This is a genomic window from Stenotrophomonas sp. VV52 (assembly GCF_002893095.1).
GTDB lineage: Bacteria > Pseudomonadota > Gammaproteobacteria > Xanthomonadales > Xanthomonadaceae > Stenotrophomonas > Stenotrophomonas aracearum.
Window position 1 is genome coordinate 676,557 of the sequence record NZ_PKQQ01000001.1, and the last position, 18,274, is coordinate 694,830.

At 69.9% G+C, this 18,274-nt stretch carries 17 protein-coding genes; 12 read left to right on the forward strand and 5 right to left on the reverse strand.

From position 1 onward, the window contains the following. Positions 1–154 precede the first annotated feature (154 nt). Positions 155–601 (reverse strand): ATP synthase F1 subunit epsilon, encoded by a 447-nt coding sequence (gene atpC / locus C2U58_RS05520; RefSeq protein ID WP_172448077.1) that lies wholly within the window; start codon positions 599–601, stop codon positions 155–157. A 194-nt stretch (positions 602–795) separates the two neighbouring features. Between atpC and C2U58_RS05525 the strand changes: the two genes are divergently transcribed. The 7 genes from C2U58_RS05525 to C2U58_RS05555 are packed head-to-tail and all read left to right on the forward strand — an operon-like array spanning position 796 to position 10,440. Further along, the gene (locus tag C2U58_RS05525; protein WP_102944890.1) at positions 796–1,992 is read left to right on the forward strand and encodes an MFS transporter; all 1,197 of its coding nucleotides are present in this window, start codon (positions 796–798) and stop codon (positions 1,990–1,992) included. Beyond that, positions 1,989–3,179, forward strand: coding sequence for an isochorismate synthase (locus tag C2U58_RS05530; protein ID WP_102944891.1), 1,191 nt, complete (start codon positions 1,989–1,991; stop codon positions 3,177–3,179). Before C2U58_RS05525 ends, C2U58_RS05530 begins: the two co-directional genes overlap by 4 nt. Continuing rightward, positions 3,179–4,831 carry an AMP-binding protein gene (locus C2U58_RS05535; RefSeq protein WP_102944892.1) on the forward strand — a complete coding sequence of 551 codons (1,653 nt, stop codon included), beginning with the start codon at positions 3,179–3,181 and terminating at the stop codon, positions 4,829–4,831. The genes C2U58_RS05530 and C2U58_RS05535 overlap by 1 nt, the downstream gene beginning before the upstream one ends. Beyond that, the gene (locus C2U58_RS05540) at positions 4,831–5,466 is read left to right on the forward strand and encodes an isochorismatase family protein (RefSeq protein ID WP_102944893.1); all 636 of its coding nucleotides are present in this window, start codon (positions 4,831–4,833) and stop codon (positions 5,464–5,466) included. The genes C2U58_RS05535 and C2U58_RS05540 overlap by 1 nt, the downstream gene beginning before the upstream one ends. Then, positions 5,463–5,732, forward strand: coding sequence for a phosphopantetheine-binding protein (locus C2U58_RS05545; RefSeq protein WP_102944894.1), 270 nt, complete (start codon positions 5,463–5,465; stop codon positions 5,730–5,732). The genes C2U58_RS05540 and C2U58_RS05545 overlap by 4 nt, the downstream gene beginning before the upstream one ends. Then, the gene (locus C2U58_RS05550) at positions 5,729–9,682 is read left to right on the forward strand and encodes a non-ribosomal peptide synthetase (protein ID WP_102944895.1); all 3,954 of its coding nucleotides are present in this window, start codon (positions 5,729–5,731) and stop codon (positions 9,680–9,682) included. The genes C2U58_RS05545 and C2U58_RS05550 overlap by 4 nt, the downstream gene beginning before the upstream one ends. Next, on the forward strand, positions 9,679–10,440 hold the full coding sequence (locus C2U58_RS05555; RefSeq protein WP_102944896.1) for a 2,3-dihydro-2,3-dihydroxybenzoate dehydrogenase: 762 nt from the start codon (positions 9,679–9,681) through the stop codon (positions 10,438–10,440). Before C2U58_RS05550 ends, C2U58_RS05555 begins: the two co-directional genes overlap by 4 nt. Here the strand turns inward: C2U58_RS05555 and C2U58_RS05560 are convergent. The 4 genes from C2U58_RS05560 to C2U58_RS05575 are packed head-to-tail and all read right to left on the reverse strand — an operon-like array spanning position 10,437 to position 14,481. Further along, positions 10,437–11,030 (reverse strand): DUF2894 domain-containing protein, encoded by a 594-nt coding sequence (locus tag C2U58_RS05560; RefSeq protein WP_102944897.1) that lies wholly within the window; start codon positions 11,028–11,030, stop codon positions 10,437–10,439. The two genes, C2U58_RS05555 and C2U58_RS05560, sit on opposite strands and share 4 nt — an antisense overlap. Further along, positions 11,020–11,667 (reverse strand): OmpA family protein, encoded by a 648-nt coding sequence (locus C2U58_RS05565; protein WP_102944898.1) that lies wholly within the window; start codon positions 11,665–11,667, stop codon positions 11,020–11,022. The genes C2U58_RS05560 and C2U58_RS05565 overlap by 11 nt, the downstream gene beginning before the upstream one ends. Continuing rightward, complete coding sequence (locus tag C2U58_RS05570) at positions 11,664–13,793, reverse strand: DUF802 domain-containing protein (protein ID WP_102944899.1); 2,130 nt, start codon at positions 13,791–13,793, stop codon at positions 11,664–11,666. Before C2U58_RS05570 ends, C2U58_RS05565 begins: the two co-directional genes overlap by 4 nt. Before the next feature lie 10 nt (positions 13,794–13,803). Beyond that, positions 13,804–14,481 (reverse strand): DUF3348 domain-containing protein, encoded by a 678-nt coding sequence (locus C2U58_RS05575; protein ID WP_172448078.1) that lies wholly within the window; start codon positions 14,479–14,481, stop codon positions 13,804–13,806. 172 nt (positions 14,482–14,653) lie between these two features. On the opposite strand from C2U58_RS05575, the gene C2U58_RS05580 reads away from it, so the two are divergent. The 5 genes from C2U58_RS05580 to proP all read left to right on the forward strand — a co-directional run bounded on the left by C2U58_RS05580 (position 14,654) and on the right by proP (position 18,237). Then, positions 14,654–15,064, forward strand: coding sequence for a host attachment family protein (locus C2U58_RS05580; RefSeq protein ID WP_102944900.1), 411 nt, complete (start codon positions 14,654–14,656; stop codon positions 15,062–15,064). Positions 15,065–15,066: 2 nt separating this feature from the next. Then, entirely contained in the window at positions 15,067–15,399 is a 333-nt protein-coding gene (locus C2U58_RS05585) for a thioredoxin family protein (RefSeq protein ID WP_102944901.1), read from the forward strand. A gap of 89 nt (positions 15,400–15,488) precedes the next feature. After that, positions 15,489–15,830 carry a type II toxin-antitoxin system prevent-host-death family antitoxin gene (locus tag C2U58_RS05590; protein ID WP_102944902.1) on the forward strand — a complete coding sequence of 114 codons (342 nt, stop codon included), beginning with the start codon at positions 15,489–15,491 and terminating at the stop codon, positions 15,828–15,830. A gap of 3 nt (positions 15,831–15,833) precedes the next feature. After that, positions 15,834–16,460 (forward strand): hypothetical protein, encoded by a 627-nt coding sequence (locus C2U58_RS05595; RefSeq protein ID WP_102944903.1) that lies wholly within the window; start codon positions 15,834–15,836, stop codon positions 16,458–16,460. 292 nt (positions 16,461–16,752) lie between these two features. Next, positions 16,753–18,237: a glycine betaine/L-proline transporter ProP gene (gene proP / locus C2U58_RS05600; RefSeq protein ID WP_102944904.1), complete on the forward strand. Its 1,485-nt coding sequence runs from the start codon at positions 16,753–16,755 to the stop codon at positions 18,235–18,237. Positions 18,238–18,274 lie beyond the last annotated feature (37 nt).

Below are 18,274 nucleotides of genomic sequence, written 5' to 3' on the forward strand. Positions count from 1 at the left end.
TCCCTGTGCCGTTCGGAGTGTCGTGAGACAGAAACCGGGCCTGGCGGAAGCGGGGAGCCGATGAACACAACATAGTGTGGGTCTGTCTCATCGTCAACATCATATGTAGTGTTGACGAGCGGACAGAGATGACCGATTGCCGCAGTTTCGGCGGTTACTTCCAGGGCAGTCCGCGCAGCTGCAGGGCGCGTTGGTGCATCAGTTCGGCATGCAGCCGCACGTAGTCTTCGTCGGTGAACGCCTGCGCCATCGGCGAGCGTGCGGCCTCCTGCGCGACGCGGGCGCGGGCCTGGTCGATGTCGTCGCTGCGCAGCGCCAGGTCGGCCATCACGATCACCCGGCCGGGCTGTACTTCCACGTAGCCACCGGAGACGTATACGTGCAGCGGCGGCTCCGCCTTCAGCGGATACACCGACACCATGCCTTCGCGCAGCGTGCCCAGCAGCGGGGCATGCCGTGCCATCACCCCGAAGCGTCCATTGCTGCCCGGCACGCTCACTTCGCGCACGTCACCGCTCCACAGCTCGCCGGCCAGGCTGATGACCTGCAGTGCGATGCCCTGTGCGTCGTCCAGCAGCGCGGGCAGGGGAGGTGATGCCATGGGACACATCCAGTGGAACTGTCTGCAGCTTAGAGAGCCGGGTGCAAACCGGGGGTGATTGACCGCCACAATCCAAATGCGAGCTGTTATCATTTACGCTGATAGCCACGCCGGTGCCCGCACTGACGAAGCCGACTCAATCGAACGCCCGCCCTGCGCGGTGCGTGTCCATTCCTGTCTGCTTCTGGTGGTGCATGCGTTCAACCCCTGTCGTTTCCAGCCTACCGGCCCTGGTCTTCGCGGCCTGGGTCGGGACCATGGCGATGATGGCGTTCGTGGCCGTGATCGGCCCGGTGGTCCGCCTGCTGGGACTCTCGGAGTGGCATGCCGGATTGTCGGTGACGGCGGCTGGCGTGCTGTGGATGCTCTCCGCACGCCGTTGGGGCGCACTGAGCGACCGGATCGGACGCCGCCGCGTGCTGCTGACCGCGCTCGCCGCGTATGCGGTGATCTATGTGCTGATGGCCGTGTTCGTGGACGCCGCGTTGCGCTCGGCGCCGGCGGTGTGGGTGTCGGTACTGGTGCTGGTGGGTACGCGTGCGCTGGTCGGTTTGTTCTATGCCGCCGTTCCGCCGACCGCCGCCGCGCTGGTGGCCGATGAAGCCGCGCCGGGCCAACGCGCCGGTGCGATGGCCAAGCTCGGCAGCGCGAATGCGCTGGGCATGGTGATCGGGCCCGCAGCGGCCGGTTGGGTCGCCTTCCACAATCTCGCGCTGACGTTGTACGTGGCCGCATTGCTGCCGGTGCTGGCGCTGCTGGTGATTGCATGGCGCCTACCGAAGGCGGCTCCGGCTGCAGCAGCGGGCAAGGGGCCGCAGGCGCCCCTGGGCCGGTTCGATCCACGCCTGCGCCTGCCGATGATGGCCGTGTTCGCCGCGATGATTTCGGTGACCATCGCGCAGGTCACGGTCGGCTTCTTTGCCATCGACCGCCTGCAGCTGGCCCCCGCGGCCGGTGCGCGCATGGCCGGGCTGGCGCTGACGGCGGTGGGTGTCGGCCTGATCCTGGCGCAGATGCTGGTGATGACCTTCAAGCGCATGCCACCCCGCCACTGGATCGCGCTGGGGGCGCTGATCGCGGCGCTGGGATTCGGTTCGGTGGCGCTGGTCACGTTGCCCTGGCAGCTGCTGGCGACCTATGCGGTCGCGGCGTTTGGCATGGGCTTTGTGTTTCCCTCGTTCCAGGCGCTGGCCGCCGATTCGGTGGAGGCGCACGAGCAGGGCGCCGCCGCCGGCGCGGTGGCGGGCGTGCAGGGGCTGGGCATGGTGATCGGCCCGATGGTCGGCACCCTCCTGTACCGCATTGCGCCCAGCGTGCCGTACCTGCTGGTCGGCGCGGTGCTGTCTGCGCTGGCAGTCGCGGCGTTGCTGCACGGCAGGCGTGCGCCATGAACGATGCCGTCCGCACATGCGACACCGTCGATGGCACCGCTGAAGACGTGGCGGTCGACACGGCGACGCGCTTCCAGCTGCGCGTGGCCGGGCGCACGCTCGAAGCGCGCGGCTGCCTCGCAACGCTGTCCGCTGGTGGCACCGCCACGCTGGAGGCGCGCGTGCGCGCGTTCTTCGCGGCCCGGCAACGCGGTCCGGCGCTGCTGGTCGGGCTGGTGCCCTTCGACCCGCAGGCGCCCGATGCGCTGTTCCAGCCGCAGTCGCTGGGGCAGGGCAGCCGTGAGCCCGCGTCCGTGTCGCCGCGCTTTCGTGGCGGGATCCATGCCGAACCCGCTGCCGCGCAGTATGCCGCGAGCGTGGCAACGGCAGTGTCCCGGCTGCGCCAGCCAGGCGCACCGCTGCAGAAAGTGGTCCTCGCACGCACCCTGCGTGTGCAGTCGCACACCCCCATCGATCCGCACGCGCTGGTCGCGCGGCTCGGCCGCGACCCGGACGCGGTGACCTACCTGGCACCGCTGCCGGTTGCCGCCAACCAGCCTCCGGCATGGCTGGTCGGGGCCAGCCCGGAACGGCTGGTGTCGCGCCGTGGCCGCCAGGTGCTCTCGCATCCGCTGGCCGGTTCGGCGGCACGCCATGCCGACCCGGAACAAGACGCCCGGGCCGCGCGTGAGCTGCTGGCGTCTGCGAAAGACCACGATGAGCACCGCTACGTCGTCGAGGCCATCGTCGAGGCGCTGCGGCCGTATTGCGATGCGATCGATGCGGCGCCGCAACCCACGCTGCATGCCACCACCACGCTGTGGCACCTGGGCACGCGCATCGAAGCGACGCTGCGCGATCCAACAACCTCGGTCGCCACGCTGCTGGCCGCGCTGCATCCCACCCCGGCGGTGTGTGGCACGCCGCCGAGCCTGGCGCGCGACGCCATCCACGAACTGGAGCCGGTGCCGCGCGGGTTTTACGCCGGTGCGGTTGGCTGGATCGATGCCAACGGCGATGGCGACTGGTACGTGGCGATCCGCTGCGCGCGCGTGCAGGGCACGCAGGCCTGCATCCACGCCGGTGCCGGCATCGTGGCCGGTTCCGAACCGGCGGCGGAAGTGGCCGAGACCGCGACGAAATTCGGGGCGCTGCTGGCCGCGCTGGGCGCGGACGGTGCCTTGTCGACTGATTCCTGGAGTTGCTGATGGTTGTTCCCGTTGCTCCCGCCCGCGTTCCCCTGCGCCAGGCCTGGCCGCCGGGGCTGGTTGCCCGCTATCGCGCCGCCGGGTACTGGCGCGGCGAAACCTTTCCCGGCTTCCTGCGCGAGCGCGCGCAGCAGTACGCAGATGACATCGCCGTGGTCGGCGGCGAGCGTCGGCTGAGCTATGCGCAGCTGTGGGATGAGGCCGGGCGCATCGGCGCCGGCCTGCTCGGCCACGGGCTGCAGCCCGGCGACCGGGTGGTGGTGCAGCTGGGCAATACCGTGGAATTCGTGACCGTGGTCTGCGGCCTGTTCCGCGCCGGGCTGGTGCCGGTGTATGCGTTGCCCGCCCACCGCTTCACCGAAGTGGCGCACGTGCTGCGCAAGGCCGAGGCCAACGCCTACATCACCACCGCGCAGTACGAAGGCTTCGATTACCGCCTGTTGGCGCGCGAGCTGCAGGCCGCGATTCCCGCGCTGCGCCACGTGCTGGTGGTGGGCGATGCCGCCGAGTTCACCGCGGTCGACGCGTTGCAGGGCGACACCGCGCATCTGCCGCCCGACCCGGACCCGCAGGCGGTCGCGTTCCTGCAGCTGTCCGGTGGCAGCACCGGCCTCTCCAAGCTGATTCCGCGCACGCATGACGATTACCTTTACTCGTTCCGCGCCAGCAACGCGATCTGCGGGATCACCCGCGACAGCGTGTACCTGGTCGCCCTGCCGGCCGCGCATAATTTCCCGATGAGTTCGCCGGGTTTCTTCGGTGCGCTCTACGCCGGCGCGCGCGTGGTGCTCAGCGCCGGCGCCGGGCCGGACACGGCCTTCCCGCTGATCGCGCGCGAGCGGGTGACCTGTGTCGGCCTGGTGCCACCGCTGGCGCTGCTGTGGGCGCAGGCCGCGGCCACCACCGCGCATGAGCTTTCCAGCCTGCAGGTGGTGCAGGTGGGCGGCGCCAAGCTGGTGCCGGAGGCCGCGCGCCGGGTGATCGACGGACTCGGCTGCCAGCTGCAGCAGGTATTCGGCATGGCCGAGGGCCTGGTCAACTACACCCGCCTGCATGATCCGCTGGACTGCGTGCTCGGCACCCAGGGCCGCCCGATTTCGCCGGACGACGAAGTTCTGGTGGTGGACGACCACGGCCACCCGGTCGCACCGGGCGAGGTCGGCCACCTGCTCACGCGCGGTCCATACACGATCCGCAGTTACCACAACGACCCCGGCGCCAATGCGCGTTCCTTCACCGAGGACGGCTACTACCGCACCGGCGACATGGTCCAGCAGCTGCCCGGTGGCTATCTGGTGGTGCAGGGCCGCGCGGGCGACCACATCAACCGCGCCGGCGAGAAGATCTCCGCCGAGGAGATCGAGGACCACCTGCTGGCGCACGCCGGCGTGTTCGACGCCGCCGTGGTCTCGATGCCCGACCCGTACCTGGGCGAGCGCAGCTGTGCGTTCGTGATCGCGCGGGGTGAGCGCCCCAGTGCGGCCAGCCTGAAGGCCTGGGTGCGCGGGCGCGGCCTGGCCGCCTTCAAGGTGCCTGACCAGGTGGTGTTCGTTGATGCCTTCGGTACCACCGCGGTGGGCAAGGTCAGCCGCCGCGAACTGCGCGCCCAGCTGCGCGCCCAGCACATTGCACAGACAGGAGAGACGCGCTGATGGCGTTGCCCCGCATTACCGATTACGCCTTGCCCACCGCCGCCGAGCTGCCGCCGCCGCGTGGGCCATGGCGGCCGGAGACGGCGCGCCTGGCGCTGCTGGTGCACGACATGCAGCGCTATTTCCTGGCGCCCTTCGGTGCCGACAGCGCGCCGCTGTCGCCGGCGGTGGCCAACATCGCGCGGTTGATCGCGCACTGCCGTGCACGCGGGATTCCGGTGTTCTACACCGCGCAGCGCGGCCACCAGGACCGCCGCGACCGCGGGCTGCAGGCCGACCTGTGGGGCCCGGGGATGCACGCCACCGCCGAGCATGAAGCCATCATCGACGCGCTGGCGCCAACCGACGGCGACCATGTGCTGGTCAAGCACCGTTACAGCGCGTTCCAGCGCAGCAACCTTGAAACCCTGATGCGCGTGCGCGGCCGCGACCAGCTGCTGGTTACCGGCGTGTACGCGCATATCGGCTGCACCGCCACCGTGGCGGAGGCGTTCCAGCGCGACATCGAAGCCTTCATCGCCGCAGACGCGGTGGCCGACTTCTCGCGCGAGGACCACGATCAGGCGCTGCGCTGGATCGCGCGCACCTGCGGCGTACCGATGACCACCGACCAACTGCTGAAGACGCTCGCATGACCGATTCCCTGGCCCCCGCGCCGCTCACCCTGGAGCGCATGCGCGCCGATGTCGCCGACCTGCTGGGCGAGCCGCCCGAAGCGGTGGGCGACGACGACCACCTGATGGACCTGGGGTTGGATTCGATGCGCGTGCTCGGGCTGGTGCTGGCCTGGGGCAATACCGGCATTGCGCTGGAATTCGGCCATCTGGCCGAGCACACCACACTGGCCGGCTGGTGGCAGGTGGTGCAGAAGTTGCAGGCGCGGGCCCGCGTCGACGCATGAGCGGGGGCGCGGCCAGCGGGATTCCAGCGGACGCCCTGTGCTGGCCGTTGAGCGAGGCGCAGCGCGGGTTGTGGTTCGCGCAGCGCGTGCTGGAAGAGCCGCCGGGCAGCACCCGGCGCTACGGGGCCGGAGCTGCAGCGTTCAATACTGCGCACGCGATCTGGTTCGACGGTGGGCTGGACCTGGCCCGCTTCACGGCGGCGGCGGACACGGCGGCGGCCGAGGCGGAAGCGCTGCGGCTGCGCATGGCCGCCGACGCGGAAGGCGTGCCGTGGCAATGGCTGGATCCCGCACACGTGCCGCTGTTGCAGGTGGTGGACGTGTCCACGGCAGCGGATCCGGAGCAGGCGGTGCGCGATGCGATGCAGGCCGAGCGCCTGCGACCGGTCGATCCCGCGCGTGACCGGCTGGCCCGGCAACGGCTGTACGTAGTGGGGCCGCAGCGCGTGGCCTGGTACGTGCGGGTGCACCACCTGGCGACGGACGGTTACGGCATGGCGTTGTTCAGTGCACGGGTCTGCGCGCTGTACAACGGCGGCGACAGTGAACCGCTGCAGCCGCTGCGGCCGGTCCTGGACGAAGACGCGCAGTACCAGGCCGACGACCGGCGCACGCGCGATGCCGCGCACTGGCACGCCTACCTGCAGGGGACGACGCCGGCCGAAGGGCTGGGCGGCGGCACGGCGGCCGCAGCAGCCGACGCGCACCGCTTCACCCGGCCGATGGACGCCGCGCTGCGCGAACGGCTGCTCAGCGCAGCGCAGGCGATCGGCCAGCCGTGGCCGGACCTGCTCACCACGCTGACCGCGGAGTACTGCCGGCGGTACAGCGCGACCGAGGAAGTGATGGTGGGGGTGCCGTTCATGGGCCGGCTGGGCAGTGCGTCGGCGCGGGTGCCAGCGATGGTGATGAACGTGCTGCCGCTGCGGGTCGGGGCACGCGACGACGACCGGATCGACGCCAGCGTGCGCGACACTGCGCGCTTGCTGGTGCGGGGACGTCGGCACGGGCGTTATCGCGGCGAGCAGCTGCGCCGCGACCTGGGCTGGGTCGGCTTGCAGCACCGGCTGCATGGGCCGCTGGTCAATGTGCAGCCGTTCTACCGGCCGCTGCCGTGGCAGGGGGTCACGGCGCAGCTGGAGGTGCTGTGCACCGGGCCGGTGGACGACATCAACCTCGGCTTCCGCGGCGATGCGGTCAGCGCGCTGGTGCTGGAGATCGAGGCCAACCCGGCGCGGCACGCGGCGGCGGCACTGCCGAAGCATGCCGAGCGCCTGCTGCATTTCGTGTCGGCCGCGCTGGAGATGCAGGCGCGTGGGGGAACGCTGGGCGAGGTCGCGCTGTGCACGCCTGCGGAGGAGCGCCGCTGGGTGCAGGAGGCCAACGCCACCGGGCACGCAGTGCCGGACGTCTCGCTGGTGGCGCTGTTGATGGCGCGGATGACGGCTACGCCGGACGCCACGGCACTGGTGTTCGAAGGCGAGTCGCTCAGCTACGCGGAACTGGAGCGGCGCAGCCGTGCCCTGGCATTGCAGCTGCAGGCGCTCGGCGTAGGCCGCGAGTCGCGCGTGGTGGTGGCGCTGCCGCGCTCGCTGTCGCTGCTGGTCGCGCTGGTGGCGGTGCTGCGCGCAGGGGGCGCGTACCTGCCGGTGGACCTGGACCACCCCGACGCGCGCCTGCGTCGGATCCTGGACTCGGCAGCGCCGCGATGCGTGCTGGTCGAACCCGGCGATGCCGCGCGCTTCGAGGGCTGCCGCCTGCTGACGCCGGGGCAGTGGCACACCGACAGCGAGGCTGCGCTACCCGATACGGTCCAGCCCGACGATGCCGCCTACGTGATCTACACCTCCGGGTCCACCGGCGAGCCCAAGGGGGTGCTGGTCGAGCATCGGGCGATCGTCAACCGGCTGGAATGGATGCGCTGCCACTACGCGGTGGATGCGCAGGCGCGCGTGCTGCAGAAGACCCCGGCCACCTTCGATGTGTCGGTCTGGGAATTCTTCCTGCCGCTGATCAGCGGGGCGACGCTGGTGATCGCGCCGCCGGCGATGCATCGCGACCCGCAGGCGCTGACCCGGCTGATCCGCGACGAACGCATTTCGATCCTGCATTTCGTGCCGTCGATGCTGGACGCATGGCTGGCCATGCCCGACCTGGATGCGCTGCCGCTGCAGCAGGTATTCACCAGTGGCGAAGCACTGGACCCTGGACTGCGCGACCGTTTCCACGCCCGCGTCGATGCACGGCTGCACAACCTGTACGGGCCCACCGAGGCCGCCGTGGACGTGAGTTTCTGGCCGGCCACCCGCGAGGACCGCTCCGACCCGGTGCCGATCGGTTACCCGGTCTGGAATACCCAGCTGTACGTGCTGGACGCGCGGCTGCGGCCGCTGCCGGCCGGCGTGGTGGGTGACCTGTACCTGGGCGGGGTGCAGCTGGCACGGGGGTACCTCGGCCGCGATGACCTGACCACCGAACGCTTCCTGGCCAACCCGCACCTGCCCGGACAGCGCCTGTATCGCAGTGGCGATCGTGCGCGCTGGCGCGAGGATGGCGCGCTGGAGTACCTGGGGCGCGGCGACCACCAGGTCAAGCTGCGCGGACTGCGCATTGAACTGGGCGAGATCGAAGCGGCCCTGCGCAGCGCACGGGGCGTGGCGCGCGCCGAAGTGCTGCTGCATGCGCCGGACGGCATGCCGGCACGACTGCTTGCGTACGTGTCCGGCGATGACGTGGATGCCGCCGTGGTGCAGGCTGCAGTGCGCGCGCAGCTGCCGGATTACATGGTGCCTTCGGCGATCATGCGCATTCCTGCGTGGCCGGTGACCTCGAACGGCAAGCTGGACCGAAGCGCATTGCCGTTGCCGGAGGCGGCCGAGGGCGGCGGACGCGCCGCCGGGTCGCCCACCGAACACGTGCTCGCCGCACTGTTCCAGCAGGCGCTGGGACTGCCTGCGCCGGTGCCGGCCGATGCCGATTTCTTCGCACTTGGCGGCGATTCGCTGAGCGCGGTGCACCTGTTGCTGGCGATCCAGCAGCAGTGGCAGCGCGATCCCGGGTTGGGCGCGATCTTCGCCGCACCGACGGTGGCCGGACTGGCCGCGCGCCTGGACGCGGCCGCGCAGGACACCGACCATGCGCTGGGACCGACGCTGGTGCTGGCACGCGGTGAGCCGGGCAGGGCGCCCTTGTTCGTGATCCATCCCGCCGGTGGCATTGCGTGGAACTACCGCACGCTGGCGCGGGCGCTGAGTCCCGGGCGCGACGTGCACGGGCTGCAGTCGCCCGCGATCGATGCCACCGCGCCCCTGCCGGACAGCATTGAAGCGCTGGCTGCCGACTACGCGTCGCGAATTATCGCGCTGCATCCGCAGGGCCCGGTGCACCTGCTCGGCTGGTCGGTCGGGGGCATCATCGCCCAGGCCATCGCCGTGCACCTGCAGGCGCACGGTCGCGAGGTCGGTGCGCTGGTGCTGCTGGACGCGTATCCCAGCGAGTGCTGGCGGGCCGAGCCCGAACCGGATGCGGTGGCCGCGTTGCGTGCCCTGTTGGCGATTGCCGGGCACGACCCGGAGCAGCACCCCGGGCTGGACAGCCGCGAACGCATCGTCGCCTTCCTGCGCCAGGGCGACAGTGCCTTGGGCAACCTGCCCGAACCGGTGCTCGATGGCGTGGTGCGCGCGGTGACCGGCACCAATCGCCTGATCCGCGAGCATCACCACCGCCATTACAACGGCACCCTGGTGCACGTGCGCGCCGGCAACGACCATGTGCAGCGACCGCACCTGCAGTCCGCACTGTGGCAGGCCCATGCCGCCCGCGTCGAAGCGCTGCCACTGCCGTTCCTGCATGCCGAACTCACCGGGCATGAGGCGGTGGCGCAGCTGGCGCCGTGGTTGTCGGCGCGACTGCAGCACTGGGACGTTCTCCAACAGGACCACACGACATGAAGCTGAGCGGATTCGACGGCACCCTGGCACTGGTTACCGGTGCGGGCGGCGGCATTGGCAACGCGCTGGTGCAGCAGCTGCTGGACAGCGGCTGCGTGGTGGTCGCGAGCGACCTGGCCGCGCCGGTGTTGCCTGCACATCCCCGCCTGCATGCACGGGTGCTGGATGTCGCTGACGCGGCGGCGGTGGATGCCCTGGTCACCGAGGTGGAGGCCACGCTTGGGCCGATCGGCTTCGGCATCAGCGTGGCGGGCGTGCTGCAGGTTGGCGAGGTGGTGGGGATCGACGACGCGCAGTGGCGCCGCGTGTTCGCGGTCAACGCCGATGGCGTGTTCCATCTAGGCCGTGCCCTGGCACGCGTGATGACGCCGCGCGGGCACGGCGCCATCGTCACGGTCAGCTCGAATGCGGCCGGCGTGCCGCGCCATGGCATGGCCGCGTATGCGGCGTCCAAGGCGGCCGCGACCATGTTCACCCGCTGCCTCGGACTGGAGCTGGCGCCGCATGGCATCCGCTGCAACATCGTGGCGCCGGGCTCGACCCTGACCCCGATGCAGACCGGCATGTGGGCCGACGACAACGGCGCGCAGCGCGTCATTGACGGCAGTCCGGAGACCTACAAGGCGGGCATTCCACTGCGCAAGCTGGCGACGCCAGGCGACATCGCGCAGGCGGTGATGTTCCTGCTCTCCGACCAGGCCGGCCACATCGCGATGAGCGACCTGTACGTGGACGGCGGCGCGACCCTGCGCGGTTAGCGCGCGGTGCGGGCGCGGCGTGGCTTGGCCGGTGCGCGGCCGGGCGCGCTGTCGCGGCTGGGCAGGGTGCCGCGCTGCTGCATCTGTTCCAGCCAGGCCAGGTTGTCGACGTAGGCCAGGAAGTGTTCCAGATAGGCGGGCGAGACGTCGCCCATCCAGCCAATGGCCCGGTGCACCAGCACACTGGAATTCAACGGGCCGCCGTCGCTGGGGGTCTGCGCCAGCGTCTGCCGGACCTGGCCGGCAGTGCGCAGCTGCGCCCACCGGGTGCGGAACTGCGCCAGCGCAGGCAGCGCCGGGTAGTCCGGGTTGTGGCTTGCGCGGGGTGTGCCGAGGGGCGCCAGCGTGTTCAGCGGTGAGGCGGTGTCGGCGGTCGCGGTGGCAGCGGGACGTGCCGCCAGCCGGCTGGCGTATGCGTCCAGCAACGTTTCAAGGCGCGCATCGAGCGTGCGGCGCAGCGCGCCCTGCGTGGCCTGGCTGCGCCGCTGCAGCGCTTCCAGGAACGCAAACTGCACCGGATCCACGCGATCCAGCTGCTGCGCCCGCCACTTGGCGAGGCGATCGGTGGCGGCGGAGCGGTTACCGTCCATCGCCTGCGGCGCTCGGCTTCAGGCGCGGCATTGGTGCCATTTCCACACGGCGGTTGCGCGCGCGGCCTTCCTCGTCGGCATTCGAACCCACCGGCTGCTCGGCGCCGAACGCGGCGGCGAACACCGAGCCGGCCGGTACGCCTTCGGCGATCAGGGTGCGGGTCACGGTCAATGCACGCTCGGCGGACAACTCCCAGTTGTCGGCGAACTGCCGGTTGCTGTCGCGCACCGGCTGGTCATCGGTAAAGCCGCTGACCATCAGAATTTCCTCGCGCGAAGCCAGGTAGCCGCTGAGCGGCGCGGCCAGGCTGCGCAGCAGTTCGCGGCCTTCCGGCTGCAGCTGGTCGGAGTTGAGCGCGAACAGTACGTTGCCGCGGATGCCGATGCGGCCATCCACCAGGGTCACCCGGCCGGCCGCGAGCGGCGCGGCCAGTGCCTGCTCCAGGGTCTGGCGGCGCTTGGCTTCGGCCTCGCGCTGCGCCACTTCCTGGTCCAACCGGTGCGAGAGCTCCAGCTGCAGTGCGACCACGCCGACCAGGATCAGCACGAACGCACCCAGCAGCACCGACATCAGGTCGCCGAAGGCGGCCCAGATCGGTGCGCCGGTTTCGTTCTCCAGCTCGATCTCGTCGCTCATGCGGTGGCGGCCCCGGCGCTGCGGCGACGGCCGGCCAGCTGCTGCAGTTCTTCAATGATCTGCTGCTGCGACAGCACGCTCAGGTCGATCACTTCGCGCGCCTGGGTCACGTAGTAGGCGAGCTGCTCATCGCTGCGGGTCATCGACGCGTCCAACGCGCCGGCGACCTGCTGCAGCTGTTCGCCCAGCCCGGTGCTGGCGCTGCCGAAGCTCTGCATGGCGGCGCCGAACGCATCGGCCAGGCTGGCCACTTCCACCGCGCTGCCGCTGACCTGCGCGGCCACGTCTTCCAGCTTGCCGGTCTCGGCGGCGATATGCGTGGTGAACTGCGTGCCCACACGCTCCAGCAGCTCGGCCGAGGTGCTGACCAGCGCGTCGACGGCGGTGCGCTGTTCGGTGGAGGCATGGTTGACCGCATCCAGCAGGGTTTCCAGCGTGCCCAGCAGGCGGGTCCGTTCTTCCAGCATGGCGGTGTCGCGGACCATGCTGTCGGAGAGTTTCTGGCGCAGCTCGGCGACCACCTCGGCGGCGGCCTTCGGCGCTTCGGAGGCCAGCGTGACCAGTCGCGAGATTTCGCTGATGGTCTCGGCGGCATGCGCCTGGGCCTGGGTGCCGATCTCATGCGCGGTGCGCGAGAGCGTCTCGCACACGGCCTGCTGGCTGGCCGCGACCTGCGCGCCGTTCTCGGCCCACTGCTGGCCGAGCTGCGAGGACAGCTGCGCGAACGCATCGCGCCAGGTATCCAGGCGCTGCGTGTCGCGCGCTTCCAGGCGTTCCTGCAGGCCGCTGTGCGACGCCTGCAGGCTGTCCGCCAGTGTTTCCACCAGCGCGGTGGCGCGCTCGGTGTGGGTATCGCTGAAGCGGCCCAGCGCAACGTCGAGCTGCGCAATCAGGGTGGCATGGGTCTGCTGCTGCACGGCCTGCGCGTCGTTCCACTGCGTGGCGGTGGCATCCAGACGTGCGGCCACGGCGTCGGCGCTGGCATCCAGGCGGGCAGCCAGCGTTTCCAACAGCTGTACGGCGCGCTGGTCGTGCGCCTCGTTGAGTGTGGCCAGGGTCGCGCGCAGGTTGGTCGACAGGGTGTCGTGGGCCTGGCGCTGCGCGTCGAGCGCGGCGTTCCAGGTCGCGTCGGTGGCGGCGCGGCTGGTCTCGAAGCCCGTGGCCAGGCCATCGAGCTGCGCACGCACGGCGTCGCCGACGGTGCCCTGCAGGGCGGTGGTCTGCTGTGCAATCCCTGCCATGGTCTCCGCCATGATCGGCTGCAGCGCGTCGCCGACCGCGCGCGCACTCTGCGCGACGCTGGCCTCCAGCGCCTGCTGCACGGATGCGGCCAGGCGCTCATGGGCGGCCTCTGCGCGGGTGTGGAAGCTGTCCTGGCTGCTAGCCAGGCGCTCGCCAGCGGCGCCACTCTGCTGTTCGATCGCCGCGCTCATCGCTTCCAGGCGATCCACCAGTGCCGGCATCAGTCCGGCCTGGGCCTGCAGCAGGCGGAACGCTTCGGCGCGCTGCCAGGCCTGCGAATGCACGTGCAGGGTGGTGGCGATGCGGGTGTCCAGCTGCTGCACCACCTGCAGGCGTTCGCGCCGGCACAGCGCCGCGAGCAGGCCGAGCATGGCCGAGGTCGCCACACCGGCGATCGAGGTGCCGAATGCCACGGCCAGGCCTTCCACCGGCGCGCCGAGCGAGCCCCGGATGGCCTGGAGGTCGGTCGCACTGCCCAGCGCGAGGCCGGTGCCGCGCAGGGTCGCCATCATGCCGAGCAGGGTGCCGAGCATGCCCAGCAGCACCAGCAGGCCGACCAGGTACGGGGTCAGCACCGGCGCGGGCAGCGCGACGCGCTCGCCTTCCACGCGCAGCCGCACCGCATTGCGCAGGGCATCGGGCACCTTGGTCAGCCAGTCGCCCAGGCTGGACGGCGCCTCGGCGGCGTCGGCCACGGCCTGCGCCAGTCCGGCAGTGCCCTGCCGGTACCGGTGAAGTTCCAGCGCACCGGCGCAGTAGCAGGCCGCGATCACCAGGGCGACGGCGACGCCGACCAGGTTGCTGCCGACGTACCCGGCGCCTATCCAGCCCACCGCCAGCAGGCCGGCGAGGAAAACAACAACGTAAAGAGGAGTTCTGAACATGACAGCCCGGTTAGTGGGGGCGAAGCGCTGCAAGCAGGCCTTCGATGGGGTGGAAACGAACGTCCAGTTCGGCCATCAGCACGGCCTGCATGTCGTTCCTGAATATCTGCAGCCAGCCGGCGTCGGGATCGGCCCCGTCGCCACCGGCGTCGTCGCGCAGGCGCTCGAAATGGGCGCCCAGCAGGGTCGGCACGCTCGCCAGCAGCTGCTGCTCGCGCGGGCTCAGGGCCTGTTCCATCGCGGCGTCCACCTCGGCCAGGCGCGGCAGCTCGCCGGGTTCCTGGCTGAGCCGGTCGCGCAACTGGCCGCGCAGGCGCCCGGTCGCGGTCAGCATGGCGCGCTGCACGGTGAGGCAGCGCTGGCGGAACGCGATCGGGTCGATCCTGACCGGTGCGCCGGCGTCCGGGGTGGACTGGATGGACTGGACCAGGCTGGCACGCACCTTCGCGCATTCCTCGGCCAGCGCTTCCACCCCGGTCGGCTCGCTGCCCGCCGGGGCCGGCAGGCGCCCGTCCAGCGCGCGCGACAGCGCGACCGCACGGGTCCAGTCGATCCACTGGCTGAGCCGGTCGGACAGGTCCGGCCCGGTGCGCGGGGCGTTGCGGTCGGCCAGCGCCGCCAGCAACCGGATGAAGGGCGGGCCGGGGACAGGCGTGCGGTGCTGCTTTTTCGCCATGGTACCGGTCAAAAACCGCGAATTTTACACTGGAATGACGGCCGGGCTCGCTGAATGCCCGGGCGGCCCGGCGCGGCGGCGCTTCCACACGCCGTGAACACGCGCGTATGCGCCGCGCTTACATGCGGTTGCCTACGGTGGGGGCGGGCCAACCCATCGCCCGCAATCTTTCCAGGAGTCCACCATGCAGATCCCCGAAAAAACCCTTGTAGTGGTCGCCGACGGCGGCTCGGCCCGTGTATTCACCAACGTGGGTGACGGCCGCACGCTGCAACTGAAGCAGGACGAGGAACTGCAGATCCGCGACATCAGCCCGGAAGGCGTGTCCGGCCAGGGGCCGTCCGGTTCGGTGCCCAAGGACATGAGCATTTCCCAGCTCAACGAAGCCACCTTCGCCAAGCAGCTGGCCCAGCAGCTGAACGACCACGCGCTGAAGAACCGCTACAGCCACCTGATCCTGGTGGCCGACCCGAAGACGCTGGGGCATATCCGCCCGCAGCTGCACAAGGAAGTGGAGTCGCGCATGCTCAAGGAGATCGCCAAGGACCTCACCAATTCCACGCTGGACGACATCCAGCGCGCCCTGGTGGCCTGAGCATGGCCTTCGCGACCCGCTATGCAGATCAGTTGGAGCCAACCCGTGCCGAGGTCGAGGCCGGCACGGGCTGGCAGCTGCTGGAGTTCGGCACCGACTGGTGCGGGCACTGCCAGGCCGCGCAGCCGGCGGTGCGCGGGTTCGTGGACGGCCACCCCGACCTGGCGCACCGCAAGGTTGAGGACGGCAAGGGGCGCCCGCTCGGGCGCGCCTTCACGGTGAAGCTGTGGCCGACCCTGGTGCTGCTCAAGGACGGCCAGGAGCAGGCGAGGGTGGTGCGGCCGACCGCACCAGCAGACCTGCAGCCGCTGGAGCAGGCCCTCGACGCCGGGTAGGTCCGGCCGCTAGCCGGGCACGGATATACCAAAATTCCCAATTTGTCCAAAAAGGGTATACTGGCCCCGTCCGCCGTTGGAGTTCCGCCATGAGCCTGCCTTTGGATGTGCCCGGTCTTGAAAAGGCCACCGCGTCGTCGGTGAAGACCCGCGGCTGGCCGAGCCTGATGCGCACCGTGCGCGAGAAGCAGGCGCTGGTGATCACCAACCACAACCACCCCGAAGCGGTGATCGTGGACATCAAGGCCTACCAGGAGCTGCTGGCCCGCGCGGCCGGCAGCCAGGATGACGGCCGCCAAGGCGAACTCGAGCGCCTGCGCGCCGAGTTCGACACCGCCCTGTCCAGCCTGCAGCGCGAGGGCGGCCTGGGCAAGGTGCTCGGCCAGCCGATCCGCCGTGGCAAGGCGACGCTCCTTGGCCCCTCGCTCTGACCGGTGGCGAAGATCCTGGTGTTGGCCGGCGTCAACGGCGCCGGTAAAAGTTCGCTGTTGGGCACGTGGCTGCGCGAAGCCGGCCTGACCTGGTTCAACCCCGATGCGTTCACCCGGCGGCTGGTGGAGCAGGGCTGGCCCCTGGATGAAGCCAATGCCGCGGCATGGAGTGAGGGCACCCGACGGCTGCGCCAGGCGATGGCCGACGGCACCGATTTCGCATTCGAGACAACGCTGGGGGGCAACACCATTCCGCGCCTGCTGCGCGAGGCGTGCGACAGCCACGAGGTGGCGATCTGGTTCTGCGGCTTGCAGAGCGTTGCACTGCACGTGCAGCGCGTGGCTGATCGGGTCAGCCAGGGCGGTCATGACATTCCGCAGGACAAGATCCGTGCGCGTTACGATTCCGCGCGCGAAAACCTGATCGCGTTGTTGCCGTACCTTGCCGAGCTGCACGTGTACGACAACAGCGCGCCGGTGGATGCGCAGGGCAGGGCAACGCCGCTGCCGCTGCTGCAGCTGGATCGCGACGGACTGCATCATCCGGTGACGGTGATCGATCTGCTGAAGACGCCGGATTGGGCGAAACCCATCGTGATGCGTGCGATGGAACTGCACGCGAACGGTTGATCGCAGTGCATGGAAAACGCTTGAAAACAGGTGTTTTCTGCAGCATGTGAAGACATGGCCAGGGCCCGGCGGGTCAAATGTGGTAACATGCATCGCTTGATCATTGTCCCGGGCCGTTGCCCGTCTCTCGGTCATCCTTCCTGCAGCGCCGTTGTGTTTTCGCGGCCGTCCGGGAGCGTCTGTTGCCACCCCTCTTCGCGCATCGTGCCGCGTTCTTCCAGAGGCGGTCTTTTCCTGTGCCTTGCGCGGGGACGCCAGGCGTCGGGATGACCCTGCTTGCAGGAGAAAGCAGATGCAGGAAGTGCATGCCGCACATGCGCATTTCGGTTGGTTCAAGCGCCGCCGCCAGATGAAGGTCGACGAAGTCACTGTCGTTGACCGCCCCATGTTGAAGAAAGCCGTCGGCGCTGCCGCGCTCGGCAATGCGGTGGAATGGTTCGACTTCGGTGTGTACGGCTATCTCGCCGTTACCCTGGGCCATGTGTTCTTCCCGACCAGCAGCCCAACCGCGCAGCTGATCGCCACCTTCGCCACCTTCACCGTGGCCTTCCTGGTCCGTCCGCTCGGCGGGCTGGTGTTCGGTCCCCTCGGCGACCGCTATGGTCGACAGAAAGTGCTGGCCTTCACCATGATCCTGATGGCGCTGGGCACCTTCAGCATCGGCCTGATTCCCTCCTACGACAGCATCGGCATGTGGGCGCCCGCGCTGCTGCTGATCGCGCGGCTGGTACAGGGCTTCTCCACCGGTGGCGAGTACGGTGGCGCAGCGACCTTCATCGCCGAATACTCCACCGACCGCAACCGCGGCCTGATGGGCAGCTGGCTGGAGTTCGGCACGCTCGGCGGCTACATCGCCGGTGCGGCCACCGTGACCGTGCTGCACATGGCGCTGAGCAGCAGCCAGATGCTGGACTGGGGCTGGCGCCTGCCGTTCCTGATCGCCGGGCCGTTGGGCCTGCTCGGGCTGTACATGCGCATGAAGCTGGAAGAAACCCCGGCCTTCCGCGCGTATGCCGAAGAAGCCGACAAGCGCGACCTGGAACGTCCGGGCCTGGGCGCGCTGCTGCGCGTGCACTGGCCGCAGCTGCTCAAGTGCGTGGGCCTGGTGCTCGTCTTCAATGTCACCGACTACATGCTGCTCACCTACATGCCCAGCTACCTGAGCGTAACCATGGGCTACGCCGAGAGCAAGGGCCTGCTGCTGATCATCATCGTGATGCTGGTGATGATGCCGCTCAACGTTGTCGGCGGGTTGTTCAGTGACCGGCTGGGTCGTCGCCCGATGATCATCGGTGCCTGCATCGCCCTGTTCGCGCTGGCCGTCCCGTGCCTGCTGCTGGTCGGCAGCGGCAACGACTGGCTGATCTTCCTGGGTCTTATGCTGCTGGGCCTGGCGCTGGTGTGCTTCACCAGTTCGATGCCGTCCACCTTGCCGGCGTTGTTCTATACGCCCGTGCGTTACAGCGCGCTGTCGATCGCCTTCAACGTGTCGGTCTCTCTGTTCGGGGGCACCACGCCGCTGATCACCGCCTGGCTGGTCGAGCGCACCGGCGATCCGCTGGTGCCTGCTTACTACCTGATGGGCGCGGCCGTGATCGGCCTGATCACCATGCTGTTCGTCAAGGAAACCGCCAACCTGCCATTGCGCGGCTCCCCGCCGGCGGTCGCCAGCGAAGCCGAAGCGCATGCCCTGCTGAAGAGCGACGAAACGGTGACCGTAGACCCGCACCAGCCGACGCTCCCCGAGGCGGCATTGCCGGATGCGCGACCCGCGTAAACTGGACCCCGCGCCGCAACATGCGGCGCGGGGGCAT

Bases quoted from the DNA above. Each gene is read 5' to 3' on its own strand.
- atpC (WP_172448077.1), bottom strand. From the start codon at position 601: ATGGCATCACCTCCCCTGCCCGCGCTGCTGGACGACGCACAGGGCATC.
- C2U58_RS05525 (WP_102944890.1), top strand. From the start codon at position 796: ATGCGTTCAACCCCTGTCGTTTCCAGCCTACCGGCCCTGGTCTTCGCG.
- C2U58_RS05530 (WP_102944891.1), top strand. From the start codon at position 1,989: ATGAACGATGCCGTCCGCACATGCGACACCGTCGATGGCACCGCTGAA.
- C2U58_RS05535 (WP_102944892.1), top strand. From the start codon at position 3,179: ATGGTTGTTCCCGTTGCTCCCGCCCGCGTTCCCCTGCGCCAGGCCTGG.
- C2U58_RS05540 (WP_102944893.1), top strand. From the start codon at position 4,831: ATGGCGTTGCCCCGCATTACCGATTACGCCTTGCCCACCGCCGCCGAG.
- C2U58_RS05545 (WP_102944894.1), top strand. From the start codon at position 5,463: ATGACCGATTCCCTGGCCCCCGCGCCGCTCACCCTGGAGCGCATGCGC.
- C2U58_RS05550 (WP_102944895.1), top strand. From the start codon at position 5,729: ATGAGCGGGGGCGCGGCCAGCGGGATTCCAGCGGACGCCCTGTGCTGG.
- C2U58_RS05555 (WP_102944896.1), top strand. From the start codon at position 9,679: ATGAAGCTGAGCGGATTCGACGGCACCCTGGCACTGGTTACCGGTGCG.
- C2U58_RS05560 (WP_102944897.1), bottom strand. From the start codon at position 11,030: ATGGACGGTAACCGCTCCGCCGCCACCGATCGCCTCGCCAAGTGGCGG.
- C2U58_RS05565 (WP_102944898.1), bottom strand. From the start codon at position 11,667: ATGAGCGACGAGATCGAGCTGGAGAACGAAACCGGCGCACCGATCTGG.
- C2U58_RS05570 (WP_102944899.1), bottom strand. From the start codon at position 13,793: ATGTTCAGAACTCCTCTTTACGTTGTTGTTTTCCTCGCCGGCCTGCTG.
- C2U58_RS05580 (WP_102944900.1), top strand. From the start codon at position 14,654: ATGCAGATCCCCGAAAAAACCCTTGTAGTGGTCGCCGACGGCGGCTCG.
- C2U58_RS05585 (WP_102944901.1), top strand. From the start codon at position 15,067: ATGGCCTTCGCGACCCGCTATGCAGATCAGTTGGAGCCAACCCGTGCC.
- C2U58_RS05590 (WP_102944902.1), top strand. From the start codon at position 15,489: ATGAGCCTGCCTTTGGATGTGCCCGGTCTTGAAAAGGCCACCGCGTCG.
- proP (WP_102944904.1), top strand. From the start codon at position 16,753: ATGCAGGAAGTGCATGCCGCACATGCGCATTTCGGTTGGTTCAAGCGC.